Origin of the sequence: Paenibacillus sp. NAIST15-1, assembly GCF_001894745.1 — a bacterium.
Taxonomy (GTDB): domain Bacteria; phylum Bacillota; class Bacilli; order Paenibacillales; family Paenibacillaceae; genus Paenibacillus_B; species Paenibacillus_B suaedae.
Genome location: NZ_BBYF01000005.1, coordinates 57,462 through 75,042, shown reverse-complemented (window position 1 = coordinate 75,042; position 17,581 = coordinate 57,462). Strand labels below are relative to the sequence as shown.

20 protein-coding genes and 1 pseudogene are annotated in these 17,581 nt (G+C 43.2%); 6 read left to right on the top strand and 15 right to left on the bottom strand.

Annotation, left to right across the window (positions count from 1 at the left end; translation table 11 throughout):
• Positions 1-40: 40 nt before the first annotated feature.
• From PBN151_RS13370 to PBN151_RS13350, 5 genes are all read right to left on the bottom strand, one after another.
• Positions 41-907: a carbohydrate ABC transporter permease gene (locus tag PBN151_RS13370; protein WP_072729351.1), complete on the bottom strand. Its 867-nt coding sequence runs from the start codon at positions 905-907 to the stop codon at positions 41-43.
• Positions 900-2,378 (bottom strand): ABC transporter substrate-binding protein, encoded by a 1,479-nt coding sequence (locus tag PBN151_RS13365; protein WP_072729350.1) that lies wholly within the window; start codon positions 2,376-2,378, stop codon positions 900-902. Before PBN151_RS13365 ends, PBN151_RS13370 begins: the two co-directional genes overlap by 8 nt.
• Positions 2,379-2,610: 232 nt before the next feature.
• Entirely contained in the window at positions 2,611-3,375 is a 765-nt protein-coding gene (locus PBN151_RS13360; protein ID WP_072729349.1) for a hypothetical protein, read from the bottom strand.
• On the bottom strand, positions 3,372-4,811 hold the full coding sequence (locus tag PBN151_RS13355) for a sensor histidine kinase (RefSeq protein WP_072729348.1): 1,440 nt from the start codon (positions 4,809-4,811) through the stop codon (positions 3,372-3,374). The genes PBN151_RS13360 and PBN151_RS13355 overlap by 4 nt, the downstream gene beginning before the upstream one ends.
• 3 nt (positions 4,812-4,814) lie before the next feature.
• Complete coding sequence (locus PBN151_RS13350) at positions 4,815-5,471, bottom strand: response regulator transcription factor (RefSeq protein ID WP_072729347.1); 657 nt, start codon at positions 5,469-5,471, stop codon at positions 4,815-4,817.
• Positions 5,472-5,685: 214 nt separating this feature from the next.
• Here PBN151_RS13350 and PBN151_RS32655 point away from each other — a divergent pair.
• Positions 5,686-5,957 (top strand): annotated as a pseudogene (locus tag PBN151_RS32655) (transposase); the annotation flags it as partial.
• Positions 5,931-6,293: a transposase gene (locus tag PBN151_RS32650; protein WP_483311010.1), complete on the top strand. Its 363-nt coding sequence runs from the start codon at positions 5,931-5,933 to the stop codon at positions 6,291-6,293. The pseudogene PBN151_RS32655 and the gene PBN151_RS32650, both read left to right, overlap by 27 nt.
• Before the next feature lie 3 nt (positions 6,294-6,296).
• Here the strand turns inward: PBN151_RS32650 and PBN151_RS13340 are convergent, their stop codons facing one another.
• From PBN151_RS13340 to PBN151_RS13325, 6 genes are all read right to left on the bottom strand, one after another.
• Positions 6,297-7,073, bottom strand: a complete 777-nt coding sequence (locus tag PBN151_RS13340; RefSeq protein ID WP_370510420.1) for a hypothetical protein — start codon at positions 7,071-7,073, stop codon at positions 6,297-6,299.
• A 26-nt stretch (positions 7,074-7,099) separates the two neighbouring features.
• Positions 7,100-7,267, bottom strand: coding sequence for a hypothetical protein (locus PBN151_RS32520; protein ID WP_370510419.1), 168 nt, complete (start codon positions 7,265-7,267; stop codon positions 7,100-7,102).
• A gap of 247 nt (positions 7,268-7,514) precedes the next feature.
• Positions 7,515-8,624, bottom strand: a complete 1,110-nt coding sequence (locus PBN151_RS13335) for a hypothetical protein (protein WP_072729345.1) — start codon at positions 8,622-8,624, stop codon at positions 7,515-7,517.
• Between the two features lie 117 nt (positions 8,625-8,741).
• Positions 8,742-8,870 (bottom strand): hypothetical protein, encoded by a 129-nt coding sequence (locus PBN151_RS32285; RefSeq protein WP_265332095.1) that lies wholly within the window; start codon positions 8,868-8,870, stop codon positions 8,742-8,744.
• 53 nt (positions 8,871-8,923) lie between these two features.
• The gene (locus tag PBN151_RS13330; protein WP_072729344.1) at positions 8,924-9,907 is read right to left on the bottom strand and encodes a hypothetical protein; all 984 of its coding nucleotides are present in this window, start codon (positions 9,905-9,907) and stop codon (positions 8,924-8,926) included.
• 38 nt (positions 9,908-9,945) lie between these two features.
• Entirely contained in the window at positions 9,946-10,338 is a 393-nt protein-coding gene (locus tag PBN151_RS13325) for a hypothetical protein (protein ID WP_175560703.1), read from the bottom strand.
• 254 nt (positions 10,339-10,592) lie between these two features.
• Here PBN151_RS13325 and PBN151_RS13320 point away from each other — a divergent pair, with 254 nt between their 5' ends.
• The 4 genes from PBN151_RS13320 to PBN151_RS31260 all read left to right on the top strand — a co-directional run bounded on the left by PBN151_RS13320 (position 10,593) and on the right by PBN151_RS31260 (position 13,715).
• Positions 10,593-11,639 carry an IS1595 family transposase gene (locus PBN151_RS13320; protein WP_072729343.1) on the top strand — a complete coding sequence of 349 codons (1,047 nt, stop codon included), beginning with the start codon at positions 10,593-10,595 and terminating at the stop codon, positions 11,637-11,639.
• Between the two features lie 77 nt (positions 11,640-11,716).
• Complete coding sequence (locus PBN151_RS13315) at positions 11,717-12,631, top strand: phosphotransferase (RefSeq protein ID WP_072729342.1); 915 nt, start codon at positions 11,717-11,719, stop codon at positions 12,629-12,631.
• Positions 12,632-12,885: 254 nt separating this feature from the next.
• A complete protein-coding gene (locus tag PBN151_RS13310; protein WP_065294447.1) occupies positions 12,886-13,458 on the top strand; it encodes a DJ-1/PfpI family protein in 573 nt (190 codons plus the stop codon).
• An 83-nt stretch (positions 13,459-13,541) separates the two neighbouring features.
• On the top strand, positions 13,542-13,715 hold the full coding sequence (locus PBN151_RS31260) for a hypothetical protein (protein ID WP_175560702.1): 174 nt from the start codon (positions 13,542-13,544) through the stop codon (positions 13,713-13,715).
• 77 nt (positions 13,716-13,792) lie between these two features.
• Here the strand turns inward: PBN151_RS31260 and PBN151_RS13305 are convergent, their stop codons facing one another.
• From PBN151_RS13305 to PBN151_RS13290, 4 genes are all read right to left on the bottom strand, one after another.
• Positions 13,793-14,305, bottom strand: coding sequence for an RNA polymerase sigma factor (locus tag PBN151_RS13305; protein ID WP_072729341.1), 513 nt, complete (start codon positions 14,303-14,305; stop codon positions 13,793-13,795).
• A gap of 342 nt (positions 14,306-14,647) precedes the next feature.
• The gene (locus PBN151_RS13300) at positions 14,648-15,448 is read right to left on the bottom strand and encodes a hypothetical protein (protein ID WP_227774635.1); all 801 of its coding nucleotides are present in this window, start codon (positions 15,446-15,448) and stop codon (positions 14,648-14,650) included.
• A gap of 58 nt (positions 15,449-15,506) precedes the next feature.
• Complete coding sequence (locus PBN151_RS13295) at positions 15,507-16,988, bottom strand: DUF4179 domain-containing protein (RefSeq protein ID WP_072729339.1); 1,482 nt, start codon at positions 16,986-16,988, stop codon at positions 15,507-15,509.
• Positions 16,981-17,550: an RNA polymerase sigma factor gene (locus tag PBN151_RS13290; protein WP_072729338.1), complete on the bottom strand. Its 570-nt coding sequence runs from the start codon at positions 17,548-17,550 to the stop codon at positions 16,981-16,983. Before PBN151_RS13290 ends, PBN151_RS13295 begins: the two co-directional genes overlap by 8 nt.
• Positions 17,551-17,581 lie beyond the last annotated feature (31 nt).

Genomic DNA, 17,581 nt, shown 5'->3' with positions numbered 1-17,581 from the left:
CACCAGCTTACGAAATACAGCCACTTTCACTCCCCCTCGCCTACTCCATAAAATTCCGGAAACGTCGCTCGATGGCCAGCATGGAGCTCACGAAAATCAAGATGCCCCCTACCATAACAACAGCCGCGGCGGTCAGCTTCTGGATATCGAGCGATAGAAACATGTTGTTCATATAATGCTGGAGCATGTAGATTTGATCATGCGGATAATCGCCCGCAATCAGATAGGTTTCGCGGAACACTTTGAACGAGTTGATAATGGACATGAGAACGACGAAAAACATCGTTGGCGTTAAATAGACGAATGTAATATGAGCCCATTGATGGAACTTTCCCGCACCTTCGATCTCCGCTGTCTCGTAGTAATCCTTTGGAATGTTCCGCATGCCGACCAAAAACAAAATGATGTTGTATCCGATATTTTTCCATGTATATACAACCGCCAGCACAACGATAGACCAATCTGATTTCATCCAGTCCACCCGCTCCAAATGCAAGCTATGCAGCCATTCGTTCAACGTTCCGTTCCAGTCGAATACAATTTGCCACATCATCACAATGGAAGCGACGGGCACTACGAGCGGCATTACAAAGGCAGTTTGCAGCCAATTCCGGATAAACAGCCTTTGGTTCAGAAGATGGGCAAAAAATAGTGACAGAGCAACGATTAGCGGTACGCATACACTGGTAAACAGAAAAGTGTTAGCTGCCGCTTTGCGGAAGGAAGCGCTCTCCAGCAGTGACTCATAATTGTGAAATCCGACAAAAGAGCCGTTCCCCGGGCTATCTTGAAATGAATACAGAACCCCCATGATAAAGGGAATCAAATAAAAGATGGCAAATCCGATCAAGCTTGGCGACAGGAAGAGCGCAGCCACGGCCATTTCATTGCGCAGCAGCTTACTCATTCAGTACTGTGGTTACCCGATTTTGAATCAGTTCGGCCACAGCTTCCGGGGTTTTCTGCCCGCTGAAATAAGCAATCGATTCTTCCTGCACAATTTGATCGATTTTGTTCGTACTTTTCTGAGACGAAGAAGCAAGAGAGATGGAGCTGCTCACGAGCTTCTCCAAAACATGATAGTTGGCTCCGTTCACAAACTTCTCTAAATCGTCAATATCCTTTTGGATAATCTCAAATACTTGGCCTTTCATAGGGCCGACTTCTTGATCGGATTCCACCTTCCCCGTTTTCAGCAGTTCCTTCGCTCTCTTCACATAGGAAGCTTTATTTATTGAGAAACCGGTGCTTTTCGCCTGAGATAGCATTTCTTCAGATACCATAAACTTGACGAAATCCCAAGCTTCCGGTTTAACAGACGACCTGTTGTTGATGCCGATCATCATATACGTCCTGAAAGTGGCTCCGGGTTTCCCCCCTTCCGGATTCGGACTCAAGTAAAGCTTCGACTTGTAAGCAAACTCCCCCCCGAACTCGCTTTGCCTTAATTGGCGTATGTAATCTTCCGGTGAATTGATTTGAACCGGGTTGAATATTAGAGATAATTCAGTTGAACTAATAATATTATTGTCGTACAAGGATTTCACTTGCTTCATCATCTGAATAAAGCTGCTTGTATCAAATTTGGCTTTCCCATTGACTTGATCCACATAGGAACCGTATTGGTCATTAACAAATCTGGACAACATGTGCTCGGGCGTAATTCCTCCTAAAGCATATCGATAATATTCTTTATCCGCATTCTTGGTCAACTGTTTGGCAGTGTCGGCGAAATCGGCCCAGGTCCACTTCGTATCATCGAATGTAACTCCGCTCTTCTCGATGAAAGTCTGGTTTCCCATTAAACCATAAACGAAAAAATAGAGCGGCATCCCATAAATTCCACCGTTGGCCTTAATACCATCCAGCACGTTATTGAAATAGTCCTCTTTTATAAATCCGGGATCCTTATCGATAATTTTGGACATATCGGTTAATAAACCTTTGTTGATGTAATCGGCTGAAGGCAATTGATCCAAATTGATAAGATCGGGACCTTTACCGGATAGCAAGGCTGTATTCGTCGTCTTGACGAATTTCTCCATATCCTGTTCTATTCGGGAATCATCGCTTTCGACGGATTGCAGCTCAATCGTGATATTAGGATGCTTGGCTTCATATTGCTGCTTTGCCAGCTTATAATAATCGTTTGGAAAGCCGGTAGAGAACACCACCGTTTTTTTCTCCGTATCGGACGGGGGCGGCATCGCTCCTCCCGGAGGTTCGGCTGCATGACCTTTCTGCGCCGTTTGGGTTGTAGGATCACTGACGCTTCCTCCGGATCTATTGCCATTTCCGCTGCCGTTACCGGTACTGCTGCAGGCTGAAACGGCGACCATAGAGAAAACGGCTGTCAGGATGATCAAAAACTTCTTCATTGGGCACTTCCTCTCAATTACAGTATGGTATTCACCACGCTCGCGGTTCTCCATCAGTATAATGAGCCGATATATGAGAAATTAGATGGACTTGTATAGAAGTTGTAAAATCAATCTCCACAAAGTGAAGCTTTGGCTTCGGTGTAATTTCAGATACTCTGCGAGGAGCCCCAAAATTAACAATAAAAAAGCCGATCGCTGTAGGCAATCGACCTGGAGACTATGAGTCTGGCTATTTAACTCGGATATAGTTCAGCAGCGCCATAATATCTTTACTGAAACCGCTGACTCCGTTCATATAAAAGCTTACCGTAACACTGTATTTTAACGTTTGGTTATCTTTGCTCGTATAGAATACCTCCGCTTCACCATCCCTATCCCACCGCGTCATGTCTTGATTCAACGTCAACTCAGTCAGCGGGTAGCTTCCTTCTTCCTGAATAAAGCGATTCGCAATATCGAAGACCTTATCTCTCGCAATCTCCTGGACGCGATTTTGTTTGCCGCCTGATCTCGAAATTTTGACGATATCTCCGTCCTTTGCATTCAGCACCACATCATAAATCTCGTTGGGCTTCACGGATTGTGTTAGGGTTACATAATACAGACCTCTCGGGATTTGATCAAGCAAGGAAGACTGCCCTTCTGGAATTCGATCGGGCAAGGTTTTGTCGCCGTAGTAAACTACAGGTTCCTCTTGCGGCCGCGGGCTGTTCAGCAGATCGTTAAGTTTGTTCTGGTCTACGTACATCGATTCGAATCGAAGCTCATCCATTGTCACATTCATTTCGTAGTATGTATTGATCGCCTTTAGACTGAGCGTCTTCGCCGTTTCTTGAGAAAGCACGCCTTCATATTCCGGTTCGTTGCCCGGGTTCTCTTTCCTGATTTGTTTGACCATCACTTTATCCTTGGGGATCGCGTTAAACCAGCCTTCACATCCGGTCAACAGCATAAGGATTACCATACACATAAACGCTAAAATCCATTTTTTCACAGATGTTCCCCGCCTTTCGATTGGAACGGGGCAAAGTCGACTTCAATGATCGTTCCCTGAATCTCACTGTCTGCAATATGAATGTCGGCATGGTGCAATCTGGCGACACTTTGGCAAATCGAGAGGCCAAGACCCGCCCCGTTATTGCTTCTCGTTCTTGCTTTATCCGCCATATAGAACGGCTCGAAGATTTTATCCCGATGATCTTCGGCAATCCCGATGCCTTGATCGGCGATTTGAACAATATAATGGCTGCCGCGCCAGAAAGTACGCAGCTCAACGGTCTGGTTTTCTTCCGAAGCTTTGATCGCATTGTCTACGAGATTGAAGATCAGCACCTTAATCAGATCAGGATCGACAAGCAAGCACCCTTCCTCGCAATCCGTATCGATATGAACCCGCTTCTCCTTGGCCATGATCTCCAGCGCCGGCCGAATTTCGGCAACAATGGCTCCGAGCTCATGCGGCACCATTTCGAAGCGATCCTCTTGAAGCAGAATCAAATCCATCAGCTTCAGGGATAACGATTCCAATCGTTTTCCTTCGGAATAAATCACATTCAAGCCGTCGAGGAACACCTCCTCGTTGTATTTGGTCGTCCTCATAAAATTGGCATAGCCGATAATGGAAGTTAAAGGCGTTTTTAACTCATGAGTAAAATTATCGATAAACCGTTGCTTTTGTTCATTGAGCCGTTCAAGATCCGAAATTTTATCCTCTACGACTGCCGCCATTTCATTAAAATTGTTGGCTAATACGCCGATTTCGTCCCTAGACTTCAACTGAACCCTTTCCGAAAAACCACCTTGAGCGATGACCTGCGCCGTCTTGTTCAGCCGGTCTATGGATTGTGTCAACCCTCTGCTCACGAGGAACATAATCAACATAAACAGGAAGCAGGCCGCCAAATCCACCTTGAAGAAAAAATGATATTGATCCACCCGATCCTGATATACGGGAGTCACATCTACCATGTAAGTAAACATATAAGGTTTATGATTGATATTCGCCAGGTTCGAAGTGAAGAGAATCGTGCGCTGGTCGATGTCCCGCAAAATATAGCGAATTTCATTCTCCTCCAGCTTATCCAGTTCGTTGCGCTGAGCAGGCATCGGAAAATCTAAATTGCTGAACACCGGCCGGTTCGTTTCGTCCCTGATATCCAGGTAGACCCGTGGAACACTGGTTTTTTGTATAAATTCATTGGCAATTCTCGTTAGTACCGTTTTCTCGTAATCAATAGAGTCATAGATGCGCAAAATCGGTACAATCGCTTCGACGCTCGTATGTATGCTCATATTTTGACTCATCGCGTTGTTGATTTCTTGCCCGAGCATTTTGTTATGGCTCCGCTCAATGACCATGATGGATGCTGCATGAAAGATGAGGAGAAATACGAGGACCGTGAAGACATAAATTTTCTGCCAAAACTTCATTACCTAGTCCTCCAGCCGGTAGCCCATTTTGTAAATCGTCTTGATATAATCCTGGAGATCCAATTTCTTGCGAAGTGATTTGATATGCATATCGACCGTTCTTGTCTCCCCATAGTAGTCGTATCCCCATACTTTTTCGATGAACTGTTCTCTGGAGAGGGCTATGTTTTTGTTTTTCAGTAGAACGACAAGCAAGTCGTATTCCTTCGGCGTTAGCTCGACGGGTATCCCCTGTTTGAGGACTTCCCTTTTGTCCAAATCCACTTGAATCGTTTGAAACGCCACCAGCCGCTCTTCTTTGCCATATCTACGCAACACGGCTTCGATCCGAGCCAGCAGCTCAATCGCTTCAAAGGGCTTGACTATGTAGTCGTCCGCTCCGAGCTTCAACCCGTTGACTTTGTCGTATACCGAATTTTTCGCTGTCAGAAAAATGACTGGAATGCGGTAAGGCCGAATATTCTCCATCAACTCAAATCCGTCCATAAGCGGAATCATCACATCTAATAGGATGAGGTCGAACGGCGCCCGCTTCAGCGCCTCCAGCGCTTCCAAGCCGTCGTAAGCCTCGGCGGTCTCATAGTTTACTAGATTGAGGTTCATTTTAATAATTTTCGAGATATGAATATCGTCTTCGACAATCAATATTTTTTGTGTCATGACCTCAGCACTCCTTGCAAGCAGTTCTTATGTTCCATAATAAGGAGAATAGATTGCGACAGCAAGTGCAACTGCAAGACGGAGGAAAATCGTTACCGGATCGCGACTACCAATATAGTAACTGACAAAGGATCTGCCTGGCGGCAGTTTTCTACCTTTCCAACAGATCCTTTGTTTTGTAAGCAGTTTATTGTGACCTTCTTAATTAACCACATCGTTTCATGCGGAGTTATATAAACTTGTACCAGAAAACCACCTACTTCGCAAATTACATGCCACTGTAGATTTTGGATTTATTCATGAACTAGCAAAGCATTCCTACTGTAAGTATTATGGCAGACCGGCAAACGAACCGGAATTACTGTTTCGTTTGTTGTTCTTACAGATCCTGTACATCTCTCGGATGAGCGAATCATACAGGAAGCTCAAGTAAATCCGGCATACAAATGGTTTATTGGGATCAATCCAGAAGACTCGCTTCCAGATGCGCGCTTCGGCTGGAAGAGCAGTTCCAAATCGTTTTTTGGGTACAAAGAACATATTGCAATGACGGAAGAAGAAATCATTACCGCCCTAGAGGTGACACCGGGAAGCACCGACGACGGTAAGCAATTGTTGGCGTTGCTCGAACAGACAACAGCAAATGGCATAAACGTAAGCGAAGGCTTCGAATATAACAAGGACGCCGATTTCGTCGTCTGTCCAGCTGTTGTAAACGCAAAGCGGATGGTAAAGCTAATAGAGCAAAAGCAGCCTATTCCTCAAGTGAGGATAGACTGCTTTTTTTCTCTTATGAGACTACTGCAAAACGAATACAGTTAACGTCTATTTGCTCGTTCTGATGTACACGGGCTTCTTTTCAGCATCCAACGCTGCTTGCAATACCGTCTCTTTACCTTTAACAAAATAATAATCTTTAAATAGGTTGTCCCACTTCACTTCACATCCCGAAATATCGATATTGAATAATTCCTTGGCAAGCGGAGCGACCACTTCCTTTGCATCTTTTTCCGTAACCTCTTGGTTGGTCGTTACCTTTTTTCTTGTATTATTAAATACGTTCAAGACCTTTCCCTTTTTTGCTTCCATCTGAAGTGAAGCATCGTTATCCTTAAGTGACAACGTTTGAACTTTGTCACCTTTAGAATAAAGTTGAGCTTCTGTGATTTCAAAATCATGATCAAATGCCGTTTTCATCGCTTTTGCTGCCGTTTCCAGCGACTTTGAATCGAGCTCTTCCTTGGCAAGCTTTATTAAAACTCTACTCTCAAATTCCGCCTTACCCGATGCTTCCCAATGTGCCTCAAAATCCTTCCCTGTCAACCAATACGAAAAATAATCATCTTTTAGTTTTTCATTTTTACCATCATAAAGGCGACTCAGAACCACTTCTTTATCAAGGACGTATGTTTTCTTCGCGTATGCACTTTTCAGTGCTTTCAGGATCTTCTCCTGATCCTGTTTGCTGATTTTATCGATTGGGATCGTTCCGTTGATCTGCCTTACTTCTCCTTTTTTATAATCGAAGTAGACGACATATTTTCCATCAATCGATGTAACCTTTGCATCTGTAGCAAATGTAGTCTCGGCAGCCTCCTGCAACTTTATCTCTTTCTCCGCGAATTGCTTTACCGCTTTTGCAGCTTGGCCGCCAGCTTCTGGTCGATTTGAACCTTCTTATTATCCGTTTGCTTCTGCGTTTGCGCAGCCTCGGCTCCTGCAGCAATCGGGCCTGCCACGGCAACTAACATACTGGATACGATCATAGACGCTAGAATTGCTTTTTTTAAATTCATACTAAACCCTCCTACATATTCTTATTACGTACCACTGGTGTATCGCCTACAATATATAACAGTTTCAACCCGCTCATTTGTGACATCATATCTCTAACACTCTGAATTCATTATCATATACGCCATGAGATTGGTGATACGGATCAACATTTTTAGTCAAATACACAAAAAAATCCACCGACATATGGAAGCCAGTGGATTATTCGATACTGAGTCAAAATATAATTAAATGGTTCATTTGCAACGTTTATTTAGATTTCACTTCCATATCTGCTACATAACCGTCGAACTGCGCATCAGCAGCTTTCCCGGCGCATATGTATACAATCTTTTTATTCGCATCGAGCGCTGCTCTCACATTCATGCCATTTTTGCTGGTGAAATAATAATCCTTCCTGTGTTCATCCCATTTCACGCTATGTCCATTCATGTCGATATTAAATAATTTCTTCGCTAACGGGGCAACCGCTTCTTTCGCCTCTTTTTCTGAAATTCCCTTATGATCTCGTACTCTTATTCCAAACTCATTGTACATGCCTTTTATTTCTCCTGTATTGGGATCCGCATAAACCGTAACTTTGCCATCATGAAATACCCACGCTGCCTCTGCTTTATTTTTCCCATGAGCCGTTATTGGGAATACATTAACTGCAAGCTGAGCACTTGTCATTTCAAATTTATGTTGAAACGCCGTCTTAGCAGCAGCTATAACTGTTGACAGCAATTTCGGATCAAGCTCTTTCTTATCAAAATCAATACGGAGATAATCAGTTTTCAGTTGACCATCATCATCAAAATCGATTGAGAAAGTGGAGAAATCTTTTCCTTTCAATTCGTACCGTTTCTCCTTAGATAGCTTTACTCTGTCAAGAGGATTAAATGCTCTAACGTTTAGTTTACTCACCCAAACTTCTTGTTCAAAGGCGTACTTCTTCTTTGCATACTTGGCATACTTCGCATCTATTACTTTCAACCACTTTAAGACTTCTTCTTGATGCTGCTTGCTGATTTGGTCGATCGTGGTTTGGCCGCCTACCCACAAGATAATTTCCTTATCCTTAAGACTGTCAAATTGTACACAATATTTTCCATCTACCGATCGAACTTCTGCCAGACCTGCAGTACCCTTATTATGAATTAATTCACGCTTGCCCACCTTCTGCAATTCAACATCTTTCCCGGCAAATAATTTTATCGCTTGATTCAGCTTTTCAGCAAGCTTCGGATCTATTTGAATCGTCCGGTGATCCGATTGTTTCTGTTCTTGCGCCTTGGCCCCCGCAGGAATCGGGCCTGCCAATGTAGTCAGCATGCTGGATACGACCAGTGTTGCGACGATTGCTTTTTTCAAATTCATGATAAATCCTCCTATGTAATAACTTGAATATAAAATCGATTAGATATTTTAGCGTAGGAATTGGTAAATAACCACATAACATTCCATTAACATCAATTAAGAACACGTTACTATTCCTTAAGGCTTCTTACCTGACGCTGCTCGCGCTTGTATAAGCAACTCTTGCGCCTTGGCCTCCAATACGGCAGCCGCTTCATCCACTGACTTCTTGTTATCGATAACGACATGCCAAATTGCGCTATGCAATTCAATAACTCTTTGACATTCAAACCGGCTCTATTCAAATGGTACTCGATACTTTACCATCCAGAAAACGCTCTGATACCTGATGTTAAGAACGCTACGTTCTTATCGGCATCCAGTGCTACTCTTAATACGGGTTGCTTGTCTTTAATGAAGTAGTAATTTTTAAAGGTGCTGTCCCACTTCACTTCCAAATCCGCAATGTCCATATTGAATAATTCCTTGGCAAGCGGAGCAACCACTTCTTTGGCATCGTTTTCCGTAATCTTCGTGTTGGTCGTTACCGCTTTACGCGTTTTATGATATACGTTAACGACCTTTCCCTCCTCCATTTCAAGCGATACGTCCTTATCTTCAAGTGTCCATGTAAAGCGGCTTAGATTAGCGGATGTAACTTCCAAATCATGATTAAATACCGTTTTTATTGCTCCGATTGCCGTTTCCAACAACTTCGGGTCAAGCTCTTCCTTGGTGAACTTAATTGTAAATGCACTAACTTCATTTTTTGGCATTTTAGGAGCATTCTCTTTGAAGTAATATACCTCAAAGTCTTTCCCTGTCAACTGATACGACAAGCCCACACCCAGCTTTTCGTTTTTACCATCATAGTCTCGCTGCATAATCACTTCTTTATCAAAGACATATGTTTTATTTGCATATGCTCCTTTCAACACTTTCAGGACTTTCTCCTGATCCTCTTTACTGATTTTATCGATTGTAACCTTTTCATCAACCTGCCATATACCACCACTTCCAACACTAAAGCGAACAGCATATTTCCCGTCTACGGATTCAACCTTTGCAGCATGAGGAGCTAATTCTATCTTCTCGCCGACATTCTTCAGCTTGATCTCTTTCCCTGCATATACTTTGATTGCTTTTTGCAGCTTGGCAGCCAGCCTCTGGTCGATCTGAACCTTCTTGTTATCCGTTTGCTTTTGCTCTTGCGCAGCCTCGGCTCCTGCAGGAATCGGGCCTGCCACGGCCACTAACATACTGGATACGATCATAGACGCTACAATTGCTTTTTTAATGTTCATTTTATTTGCTCCTATGTATGAATTGATGAGTTCTACTTTTATGCTAACATTGAATAAATAAGATTCAACTTAACATAATCTGAATATAATTTAAGAATAAAATCAGAAATAAAATGCGGCCAGATGGAGGCTTTGTTAATAATGGATTTCAGTGCAGCCGACAATAACGAATCGAATTCAGCTTGGAAACCTGGTGGAATGCTTTTTTTATCTAACACACTGCTAGCTTCCATTGGCTTCAGGAGGTAAAAAGCATCCGTTTCCCGCCCTCTAAAATCCTTGAAATAGTCTGATCGCGTAGGCAGCGTATCGTTCATTGCCTTCCCAGCAACCTGCGCCATTTCCAGTCCGTTCACGAATTTGACGAATTCCCAATCTGCCCGCTTGTTCGGAGAATCCGCAGATATGGCATAGATCTCCGACAATATCACGTAAGCCGATTTTCATCAGGCTTAGCAGGATTAACTATCGGGTTTCAACTTTTTGGATACAATTTTTTAGCTTGGTAACGCTGGGGCGATATCCAGTTATTAAACAATTTAAACCACGCTACCTCCACTTGAAATTGTTATAATTAAAATGTTTTTAATATTTTGGCTATGTTCAACTTTGTTGTTGATATTTGATAATTACGAACAAGTGTTCTATAATAAGGGCAATATAACTGTTCGGAGATGATTTGCCCATGGATTTAAAGGAACTGAAAAAGCTTGCTGATACGTTGGACGATAATGGGAAGCGAGAACTTATCTACTATTTGCAGTCCCGAACCAAGGGAGTGGCACTTCCAGTTCGAGCGATTGATGAAATTCAAGAGCAGAAGCATAAAGATGGACTTGTTTGCCCGCATTGCAAAAACCATTCTGTTGTTCGATTTGGAAAGTACGCTGTAAGAACACGCACTGGAGAGGTTAAACGTCAACGTTACCGTTGTAAGTCCTGTCGCCAAACATTCAATGACCTTACGAACACCCCTCTGCAACGAACGAGGCGACCTCATATGTGGGTTCGTTTTATCGAATGCATGATTGAGAGCTTTTCTCTGAGAAAATGTGCAGAGCAGTTAAACGATGAAGTTACGCATGTCACCTTGTTTTACTGGCGGCATAAGATTCTTTCCGCTCTGAAGCAGATTCCAACCGAAGCATTTCAAGATATTGTTGAAATGGACGAGACCTACTTTCTTTACTCGGAAAAGGGCAAGCGGAATATTGCCAAGCGCAAGCCACGTAAACGTGGCGGCAAAACGAAATATCGTGGTATAAGCCACGATCAAGTGTGCGTGCTGGTTGCCCGTGACCGTCAGAAAATGACTTACTCTGGCGTACTTGGGCGTGGACGTATTCGGACTACAAAATTAGACGAAGCGATTGGTGGTCATCTATCTGACTCAAACGTGTTATGCACTGATTCATGGAGGGCATTTAGCTCCTATGCGAATTCAAAAGGCATGACTCATTACCGATTCAAATCCGACGGAAAACAACGTGTGAAAGGCGTGTACCATATCCAAAACGTAAACAGCTACCACAGCCGCTTGAAGAAATGGATGGATCGCTTCAATGGTGTTGCAACAAAGTATTTGCAGAACTACTTGGCGTGGTTTCGTTACTTAGACAGCAAGGAATATGAGAATACCGCATCGAATAAGAAAAATATGTTGGTCAAATCGTGCCTATTTACTGTGACCGACACGAACAACAAACTTCGGCTTTCTGCGTATTCTTGTTAAGCTACCGGGCAGTTATGCGTAACTTCCAGGGAATGTAAACATCTAAATAACGTAAGGAACGAGGAGGCAGACAATTCATGGGAGGAACGAATGTATGGGATGCGGAGTGGGAGGTTAACGAAGAGCAGGCGCGGACGCTGATCGGCAGACAATTCCCTCAGCTGTCATCGAAGCAAGTGAAGCGATTGGGCTGGGGTTGGGACAATACGGTTTTTCTCATCGGTGACGAGTACGTGTTCCGGTTTCCAAGAAGAACGATTGCAGTTGGCTCGATTCGTATAGAAGGCAAGCTGCTGCCGAAGCTGGAGGCATATATGACCATCCCCTATCCGAAACCGTTGTTTTATGGTGAAGCAAGTGACGAATACCCGGCACCATTTCTTGGCTATGCCTACGTGCCAGGAGATTTCCCAATCGGTTTGACGGAAGAACGCCGGGCTTTATCGGCAGAGACGCTGGCGAAATTTTTGCGGAGATTGCATGAGTTTCCGGTGCAGGCGGCGCTGAAGTGCGGAGTTCAGCAAGATCATCGAAACTTGACGGACATAGCATCGCGCAAAGTGAAATTGGAGGGCTTTCTATCGAAGGTGGTTGAACACTTGTCGCCGGAGGATTCCGGTGTGATCGAAGCGTATATTAGCAGGCTGCAAAAGGATCGTGTCGAGGCGGTGAATGCACTGCTACATGGCGATCTTCATTTCAAAAATATGCTTGTGAATGAGAACGGGATCGTTTCCGGCATCATTGATTGGGGCGATCTGAGCGTAGGCCATCCGGCTTGCGATTTGAGCGTTGCTTATAGCTTTTTACCACCTTACGCTCGCGGCGTGTTTTTCGAAACGTACGGAGGAGCGGACGAGGAAACGAAGCTGCTGGCGCGGCTGATCGCGGTATACATCCCCATACTGATCTTAATGCAAGCGGTCGATGACGGGAGTGAAGCGATTGCGGCAGAGGCGAAATCCAACATCATGCGGGCACTGTCGGAATAGGCTCATTATTTCGTTGCGGCTATGGGGCTATGGCTATCGGCACCATTTTGTCGTTTAAAGGCCGCGATAAGGTACGATCCGCCTTCTCTGATGCCGCTTTATGTTGAGGAACACGAAATTCAACAGAGTAAGTCGTTGCGCTAACGGGACACGATAGCAATAAACCGCCTTCGTTGAAAAGGCGGTTTTCTTATGGTCAAATATCAACATTAGAATTTAACATAGCCAATATTTTTATAATGGAGGGCTAGAGAATGAAAATTGCAATAGTCTGTTTCGATAACTTTACTGATATAGATGTTTTTTTACCATGGGATTTATTAAATCGTGTACGTCTAGTTGGCGGTATTTCTGATTGGAATGTCCAACTATTAGGAACGGAAAAAACTCATATATCCATGTCTGGCTTACGTATCCCCATGACAGGAAGCATATCTGATATTCCTTCCGCTGACGCTGTAATATTTGCAAGTGGTAAGGGTGTACAAGATTTATATCAAAATCAAGAATATCTTAATAGCATTCATGTAGATCCTCAAAGACAATTAATAGGCTCTATGTGTTCTGGTTCACTACTACTAGGAGCTAAAAAATTGTTAACTGGCAAAAAAGCAACTACATATCCATCCGTAGTAGAACAACTTAAAGAATTTGATGTAGACGTTATTGAGCAAAGTTTCGTAAACGAAGGAAATATCTCGACTGCCGCAGGTTGTTTTGCTGCTCAAGATCTCTCAGCTTGGATTATAAGAACCCTAATTAATGAAGAAATGGTTGACACTGTGCTAGAAACTGTTCAGCCAGTGGGCAAAGGTTTATATTTTTAATTTCAAATCAAGTCAGAAATAGATAATGCTACACGACAGCTACTCAACTCGGCGCCTTCGGCTACCGCTTCTGGAGCAAGCCGATGCCGAAGCTGAAACGATATCTTAAAAAGGGAGAACCACATCCGTTGGAGCAGGTCACCGACGAGAAAGACAGACAACGGATTCGATTGACGTTTCAGGCCATCGAAGGATTCGTCATGTGCAGCTTGCTTCGCAACGGGACTGGTACAGATGATCTCCTTGCGCTTTTCTGAGTGCGCTCCTAACCTGCTCTTCCGCTATCTCCGAACGCCATCCAAGACCGTCATTACCGGACGGTCACTGGGTTATATTACATGCTCCCTCTACGGCTCTGTTTAAACAGCTTGATCGTGTTATCAATTTTCGCTTTGATCGTGTTGAGCGGCATTTCCGCCATCTCCGTAATTTCTTCTATCGTATATCCTTCTACATACTTCAGTTGAATAAGCAATCGCGTCATTGGCGACTGTTGTTTCATAAAGGATTGCAACTCCAAATTCTCTTCCGTCGTTTGGCGTTTCACAAGTCCCTTAACTTCTTCATCATCGATGAAGACAATTAATTTACTATTGAGCAAATGGGATTTGCATTTATGAATCACAATCCGATTGAACCAAATATTAAATCTTTCCGGATTATCGAGTTTTTGGATATGAATAACGGCTTCTTCCACAGCATCACACACCGCGTCCATGCTGGCGGCTTCATTGAGTAAATAGCTATTCGCAATTCGGTACGATTCGTCTTGAATTTGTTGTATTACATACGCGAAGCTTTTCATATCGCCCCGCTGCGCACGATCAATCATCATCTTCTGATCCATAGTTTCTCCTTGGCAACGAGGCATGAGTGCTCAAAATAGTTCTGGAATCTTCACATATAATTATATTCGGATGTTTTTTTTAAACGAAGATTCTGTCACTGTGGCTCTCTAGCAGCATTGTTATCATTCGATTTTTTGCTGCACTCATAGTAACCCCCGGTTCCATTAAGTCTAAAAATGTCTTTGATTATAGAGGTATTGTTCGTAAAAACGGTTAATATCACGCTTAATGAGGGTAACTGACAAAGGATCTGCCTGGCGGTAGTTTTCTACCTTTCCAACAGATCCTTTGTTCTGTTTGCAGCTTATTGTAATCTTCTTATGATTTCATCGTTCTGAGATTTAATTTTTCAGGCCCTTCATCGGCAGCTGCTCGAATGTATGGAATGTCCCTTTCGGATTGACAAGCGCGATAACGGTCGGCTGTCCTTGCTTCGTGAACGTATAGCGGTCGAACTGTATCGCTACCTTCGATCCCTTCAAATCAACGCCAAATAGCTGCTTTACCGTCGGCGCGGCCTTGGCTATCGCCTGTTCGGACGTGAGTATCGGCTGGGCAAACGCTTGCTTATATTCATCGTCGGATTTAAAGGATTCTTTTTCCCGAAGCAATTCGGCCCCCCATACCTTCCCGGTATCCGCTCCGATATGCACGATGCGCAGGATAGAATTCTTCAATTCTTCATCATAGAACTGCAGCACCTTTCCCTCCTTGTTCTGAGGATTATAATTTAGGTTCCCCCCATCACGTACCATTACGTCCTGCCCGCCGTTTAAGAGCTTCATCGTTTTGCGCGCAATATCAACCTTGGATTTGTCTGGCGCCTTCGCATAGCTAATTGTTGCCTCTGTTACTTTGCCGCTTTTGCCATCAATAGTGACAGAAGTTTCGATCTGACCCTGCAAGTTCCATGTATCCTGTCCTCTATATGCGCTTTTCACCTGCGTCATCTTCGGATCCAATTCTTTCAATTTATTCTTTCCCGTTGTCAAAATGGACAAAGGTACATCCTTAAGATCTACAACTAAGCTAAAAAGCACGATTTCTTCGGATGGTGAATTGACGACTATATGTCCTCGTTTGTCCTTTAGCTCGAACCTAATGTACTCACCTTCCGGATAATCCACCAAGCATTGCAGCAACAACTGTTTTCTTCACATTCATTTCGTTTCCTCCTAAAATGCGCAAAACCTAAGTGACTTACTTGTCTTCCTTCGGCAATGGTACTTTCCAATTCAGGTCATAGCTCTTTTCTGCCAATTCTGAAGTAAGACTAAGCTTTTGAGGGAGTTCTTTCATGTCATAGCTTTGCAATTTCATTCGGATATGGTTTCTGCCTTGTTCATCCTTCCCTATCATTTTAAAGTCTCCACCTGTTACATCGTATACTTTGCCCGCTTCATCCTTAATCGTCCAACCAAAACGATTTATAATTTTATCTGTGTCATCATCCATTAAAATCGTATCTGCTATATTAATATAGGTTATATCCTTTACATAAGCCTCTAGTAAAATCGTAACGTGCTTCTCAGTCTTTGGAGATGCTTCATTTAATGGTTCGTCAAAGGATACGGATTTGATCTCAATCGTTTTGCCATCCATATCTACTCGTACAGGTTTGTCGGCAAGCTGTTTTGGCTCAAATGATATGCCTAGCTCATACGGTTCTGTTTTTACTAAAGAATCCAATACTAGCGTATATTGATGATCAGGAGACAGTGGAGCAAATCCATACTGCCGATTCAAATGACCGAATTCTCCCAAGGCCTTGCTTGGCGTATCAAGCGCCCTAGTTAAATCTTTTACTTTCTCTCCTTTTTCATTTTCAACATGGAAATTCAGCTTAAAATCATCATAGCGAACATAAGGATCAGCTGAATCTACTTTTCCTTTCACTTGTTTACTTTCCTCTACTAATCTTTTCTTTGCCTCTTCCGTCCATTTCGTTTCATAATCCACACTAGCAGCAGTCGGTGAATGCATAATGCTATTTAGTTTGATTTGCAGTCCCTGTGGTGTGGTATACGTCTTATCGATTGGCAGCACCTGAGAAGCCTTCGTTGTTTTCTCTAAATCAAAAGGAATCTTCAAGGCCCAATTTCCCTCGACAGAGTCGATCTGATTTCCCTCGAACTGTAGTACAAGCTTCTGATCTTCTGTTTCCCCGGGTTTTTTTAGCGTGAGATATCCGTAATTTTCGCGGTTTTGTACCCCATATATTCTAGTTTCTTTAATTATATTCCCTTTCGAATCAGTCACCTCTACGTTACTTATGGAAAGCTTATCCGGATGAATAAAGTTATTCTGCTGATCCTTGATCGAATAAACGGCTACAATTCTCATAGGATCGGCCAATATCTCCTCTATTTCAAGAGTATAGCCCTGATCAGTAACAGAGGCATTTACCTTCTGTGAAAAACCCTCCTGTACTGCATGTTGCAGTTCTTGATCAGAACTATCAAATAACGATTTAACATAGGCCGCAAAGGTAGGACTCACCGAAATCGTTAAAAGCAAAGCGCAGCTAATAGAGACTGGGAGTACCACGGCACCTACGCCTAGTAAACGTGACCTTTTTCTTTTATCGGCTGCCACTTGGTATGGCATCACAAAGTTAGGCTGCTCCAATTCTCCAGCTACCTTTTTTAAAGTTTGTGTAATTTGTTTGTCAAGATTAGTCATGCATGATCACTCCCATCTCGGTAATTACCTGTTTTTCTTGATTAACTTGCATGTTTTCAGCAATTAACTTTCTGGCCTTATGCAGCCTTGATTTTACCGTCCCCTCAAACACACCAAGGATTTTTGCAATTTCAGCTACACTAAACTCTTCATAATAGTAAAGAATAACTGCAGAGCGATGCTTCGGCGTCATCAACTGAATCGCTTGCCAAATTTGTTGTTCTTTCTCCCTTTGCAGAATACTCTCCAATGGGTTTTGTCCAGGGTCAATAGAGTCCATATATTCTTCTGTATTTTTCTTTCTACGCACTACATTAAGTGCACGATGTGTCACAATTTTCATAAACCAAGCTCGAAACGATGTCCCTTTTCGTTCATCATATCGATATAGGGATTGATACGCTTCCCATAGAGCTTCTTGAACGGCATCCTGAGCGAGATGGTAATCATGGACGATCAAAAATGCGACTCGAAATGCACTAGTTAAGTGAGGTTGAACAAGTGTTTCAAAATCAACTGGATTTCCCTCCCTGGGTATTGGATAATGATTGCTTTCTTTCACTTCAAAGACCTCCTCGTTTTTCCTTTCACTT

Bases quoted from the DNA above. Each gene is read 5' to 3' on its own strand.
- PBN151_RS13370 (WP_072729351.1), bottom strand. From the start codon at position 907: ATGAGTAAGCTGCTGCGCAATGAAATGGCCGTGGCTGCGCTCTTCCTG.
- PBN151_RS31260 (WP_175560702.1), top strand. From the start codon at position 13,542: ATGCCGAAGCTGAAACGATATCTTAAAAAGGGAGAACCACATCCGTTG.
- PBN151_RS13365 (WP_072729350.1), bottom strand. From the start codon at position 2,378: ATGAAGAAGTTTTTGATCATCCTGACAGCCGTTTTCTCTATGGTCGCC.
- PBN151_RS13315 (WP_072729342.1), top strand. From the start codon at position 11,717: ATGGGAGGAACGAATGTATGGGATGCGGAGTGGGAGGTTAACGAAGAG.
- PBN151_RS13330 (WP_072729344.1), bottom strand. From the start codon at position 9,907: ATGAACATTAAAAAAGCAATTGTAGCGTCTATGATCGTATCCAGTATG.
- PBN151_RS32520 (WP_370510419.1), bottom strand. From the start codon at position 7,267: ATGAATTTAAAAAAAGCAATTCTAGCGTCTATGATCGTATCCAGTATG.
- PBN151_RS13305 (WP_072729341.1), bottom strand. From the start codon at position 14,305: ATGGATCAGAAGATGATGATTGATCGTGCGCAGCGGGGCGATATGAAA.
- PBN151_RS13310 (WP_065294447.1), top strand. From the start codon at position 12,886: ATGAAAATTGCAATAGTCTGTTTCGATAACTTTACTGATATAGATGTT.
- PBN151_RS13320 (WP_072729343.1), top strand. From the start codon at position 10,593: ATGGATTTAAAGGAACTGAAAAAGCTTGCTGATACGTTGGACGATAAT.
- PBN151_RS13295 (WP_072729339.1), bottom strand. From the start codon at position 16,988: ATGACTAATCTTGACAAACAAATTACACAAACTTTAAAAAAGGTAGCT.
- PBN151_RS13350 (WP_072729347.1), bottom strand. From the start codon at position 5,471: ATGACACAAAAAATATTGATTGTCGAAGACGATATTCATATCTCGAAA.
- PBN151_RS13335 (WP_072729345.1), bottom strand. From the start codon at position 8,624: ATGAATTTGAAAAAAGCAATCGTCGCAACACTGGTCGTATCCAGCATG.
- PBN151_RS13355 (WP_072729348.1), bottom strand. From the start codon at position 4,811: ATGAAGTTTTGGCAGAAAATTTATGTCTTCACGGTCCTCGTATTTCTC.